General features: G+C 67.2%; 4 protein-coding genes. 2 read left to right on the top strand and 2 right to left on the bottom strand.

Annotation, left to right across the window (positions count from 1 at the left end):
- The coding region (locus AC1D12_RS27960) for a fumarate hydratase (protein WP_477844342.1) at nucleotides 1-479 on the bottom strand (479 nt) is incomplete at its 3' end.
- A gap of 101 nt (nucleotides 480-580) precedes the next feature.
- On the opposite strand from AC1D12_RS27960, the gene nhaA reads away from it, so the two are divergent.
- Nucleotides 581-1,756 (top strand): Na+/H+ antiporter NhaA, encoded by a 1,176-nt coding sequence (gene nhaA, locus AC1D12_RS27955; RefSeq protein ID WP_477827768.1) that lies wholly within the window; start codon nucleotides 581-583, stop codon nucleotides 1,754-1,756.
- On the opposite strand, the gene AC1D12_RS27950 is transcribed toward nhaA, so the two are convergent.
- The gene (locus AC1D12_RS27950) at nucleotides 1,750-2,352 is read right to left on the bottom strand and encodes a YqhA family protein (RefSeq protein ID WP_477844340.1); all 603 of its coding nucleotides are present in this window, start codon (nucleotides 2,350-2,352) and stop codon (nucleotides 1,750-1,752) included. The two genes, nhaA and AC1D12_RS27950, sit on opposite strands and share 7 nt — an antisense overlap.
- 153 nt (nucleotides 2,353-2,505) lie before the next feature.
- On the opposite strand from AC1D12_RS27950, the gene AC1D12_RS27945 reads away from it, so the two are divergent.
- A partial coding sequence (locus AC1D12_RS27945) for an AMP-binding protein (protein ID WP_477844338.1) occupies nucleotides 2,506-3,641 on the top strand: 1,136 nt, incomplete at its 3' end.

The following is a 3,641-nucleotide window of genomic DNA, read 5'->3' as shown; positions in this document are numbered from 1 at the left end:
AACTTGCTCTTGTTCTCGCTGCCGCCGCCCTTGGCCGCGATCTGGATGTCGACCGTGTTGCCCGGCACCAGGCTCATGTGGATCACCGCCGGCGTGTTGTCCTTGGTGTTCTTGCGCTCGAAGTGCGGGTCGGCCACGATGCTCGCGCGCAGCTTGTTCTCGGGGTCGAGGTAGCCGCGGCGCACACCTTCGTTGACGGCGTCTTCCACGCCGGCCGGGAAGCCCTCGAAGCGCACGTCCATGCCGATCTTCATGAAGACGTTGACGATGCCGGTGTCCTGGCAGATCGGGCGGCGCCCTTCGGCGCACATCTTCGAGTTGGTCAGGATCTGCGCGATGGCATCCTTGGCGGCCGGGCCCTGCTCGGATTCGTACGCCCGCGCCAGGTGCGCGACGTAGTCGGCCGGGTGGTAGTAGCTGATGTATTGGAGGGCGGCGGCGACGCTGTCAACCAGGTCGGTGTAGCGGATCGAGGTCATGTGGCTATCCCGGAAAGTGGGCGGAACTGCTGAACTGCGGAACAATCCCCGGCGAGTGGGCTTGGCTTGAAGCCCCGAATTTTACTGACAGGGGAGAACTCATGCTGAATGGCATCCGGCGCTTCATCGCGTCCGAATCGGCGGGCGGCGTCGTGCTGGCGCTGGCCGCCGTGATCGCGCTGGTGGTCAGCAACTCGCCGTGGCATGGGGCCTACCAGCGTTTCGTCGAGCTGCCGGGCGAGTTGCGCATCGGCGGCGACCTGCTGGTGCTGGCCAAGCCGCTGCTGCTGTGGGTCAACGACCTGTGGATGGCGGTGTTCTTCTTCCTCGTCGGCCTCGAGATCAAGCGCGAGATGCTGGCCGGCGAGCTGGCATCGGCCCGGCAGGCGCTGCTGCCGGCCGGCGCGGCGATCGGCGGCATGGCGGTGCCGGCGCTGATCTACGCGGGGATCAACCTGGGCGATCCGGTCGCGCTGCACGGCTGGGCGATCCCCGCGGCGACCGACATCGCGTTCGCGCTCGGCATCCTGATGCTGCTCGGCTCGCGCGTGCCGGCCTCGCTGAAGGTATTCCTGACGGCGGTGGCCATCATCGACGACCTGGGCGCGATCGTCGTGATCGCGTTCTTCTACACCGCCGACGTGTCGCTCGCGATGCTGGGTGCGGCGCTGGCCGGCGGCGTCGTGCTGTTCCTGCTGAACCGAGCCCGGGTGATGAGCGTCGGGCCGTACGTCGTCGTCGGGCTGGTGATCTGGGTGTGCGTGCTGAAGTCGGGCGTGCATGCGACGCTGGCCGGCGTGGCGACGGCGCTGGCGATCCCGCTGCGGGGCGGGGAAGAAGGCCATTCGCCGCTCGAGACCACCGAGCACGCGCTGCACCCGTGGGTCGCGTTCGCGGTGCTGCCGATGTTCGCGTTCGCGAATGCCGGCGTGTCGCTGCAGGGCGTCACGCTCGGCACGCTCGCGCAGACGGTGCCGCTGGGCATCGCCGCCGGGCTGGTGCTGGGCAAGGCGATCGGCGTGTTCGGCGCGTCGTGGCTGCTGATCCGGCTGGCCGGGGCCGAGCTGCCGGCCGGTGCGAGCACGCGGCAGTTCTTCGGCGTCTGCGTGCTGTGCGGCGTCGGCTTCACGATGAGCCTGTTCATCGGCGCGCTGGCCTTCGAGGGCCGCGGCGGCGACTACGAGACGCAGGTCAAGCTCGGCGTGCTGTGCGGTTCGCTGATTGCCGGCATCGCCGGCACCTTGCTGCTGCTGGGCAGTGCGCGCCGGCCTCAGTGATTCGAGGAGGTCTGGGGCAGCAGCCGGTCGGTGATCGCGATCGCCATTGCCGACAGCAGGAACGCGCAGTGGATCACCGTCTGCGCGATCAGCACCCGGTCGCTCAGCGCATYGGCGTTGATGAAGGTCTTCAGCAGGTGGATCGACGAGATGCCGATGATGGCGGTCGCAAGCTTCACCTTCAGCACCGAGGCGTTGACGTGGCTCAGCCACTCCGGCTGGTCGGGGTGGCCTTCGAGGTTCATGCGCGACACGAAGGTCTCGTAGCCGCCGACGATCACCATGATCAGCAGGTTGGAGATCATCACCACGTCGATCAGCCCGAGCACCACCAGCATGATGGTCGTCTCGGTCAGCTTGGTGCCCTTGGCGGCATCGCCGCTGACGCCGACCGCCGTGAACACCGCCTGCAGCGCCGTCTGGCTGCCGAAGGCCGCTTCGACCAGGTGCACCAGCTCGACCCAGAAGTGGAACACGTAGACCGCCTGCGCGACGATCAGCCCGAGGTACAGCGGCAGCTGCAGCCAACGGCTCATGAAGATGAGGTTGGGCAAGGGGCGCAGCTTGGTGTTGCTGTGGTCGGGGATCTGGGCCATGGGGTGTGCAGGGATAGTCCGGTTGCCTGAAATTGTAGTGGGCGCACCATCGGTGAAGACCCCGGGCGCCTGCGTCAGTCGTTCGTAAGAGCAGCTGTCTATGGTGCGAGCAGAATTTGCAAACCGCTGCGCAAACCGCTGAAGGAGACAAGCATGAGTTCGAGCGAGCACAAGGTCTACGCACCCCCCCCAGCATTGGCCAAGGCCGCCCATGTGTCCGGCATGGCCGCCTACGACAAGCTGTGCGCGGAGGCCGAGGCCGACTATGAAGGCTACTGGGCCCGCCTCGCGCGCGAGGTGGTGACCTGGAAGACGCCGTTCACGAAGACGCTCGACAGCAGCCAGRCGCCGTTCTTCAAGTGGTTCGAGGACGGCACGCTGAACGTCTCGTACAACTGCCTGGACAAGCAGGTCGAGGCCGGCCTCGGCGACAAGACCGCGATCATCTTCGAGGCCGATGACGGCCAGGTGACGCGCGTCAGCTACCGCGACCTGCTCGCGAAGACCTGCCGCATGGCCAACGCGCTGAAGTCGCAGGGCGTGAAGAAGGGCGACCGCGTCGTCATCTACATGTCGATGTCGGTCGAGGGCGTGGTCGCGATGCAGGCCTGCGCGCGCATCGGTGCGACCCACTCGGTGGTGTTCGGCGGCTTCTCGGCGCAGAGCCTGCGCGACCGCATCGAGGATGCCGGCGCGGTGATGGTGATCACCGCCGACGAGCAGTTGCGCGGCGGCAAGCAGCTGCCGCTGAAGGCGATCGTCGACGAGGCGATCGCGCTCGGCGGCTGCGACAGCGTCAAGAGCGTCATCGTCTACCAGCGCACCGGCGGCAAGATCGCGTTCGATGCTGCGCGCGACCGCTGGATGCACGAGCTGACGGCCGCGCAGCCGGTCACCTGCGAGCCGGAATGGGTCGGCGCCGAACACCCGCTGTTCCTGCTGTACACCTCCGGCTCCACCGGCAAGCCCAAGGGCGTGCAGCACTCGACCGGCGGCTACCTGCTGCATGCGGCGCTGACGACGAAGTGGACCTTCGACCTGAAGCCCGACGACATCTTCTGGTGCACCGCCGACATCGGCTGGGTTACCGGCCACACCTACATCGCCTACGGGCCGCTCGCGCTGGGCGGTACCGAGATCGTGTTCGAGGGCGTGCCCACGTACCCCGACGCCGGCCGCTTCTGGCGCATGATCCAGGACCACAAGGTCAGCGTGTTCTACACCGCGCCGACCGCGATCCGCTCGCTGATCAAGGCAGCCGAGAGCAATGCAGCCGTGCATCCGCGCAA

Source organism: Rhizobacter sp. P1_G5, assembly GCF_056405435.1.
Note: the sequence above shows the minus strand (reverse complement) of the source record. Positions and strands in the feature narration are given on the sequence as shown.

What these genes read in the sequence shown, in the direction of transcription:
- nhaA (WP_477827768.1), top strand. Translation starts at nt 581, where the DNA reads ATGCTGAATGGCATCCGGCGCTTCATCGCGTCCGAATCGGCGGGCGGC.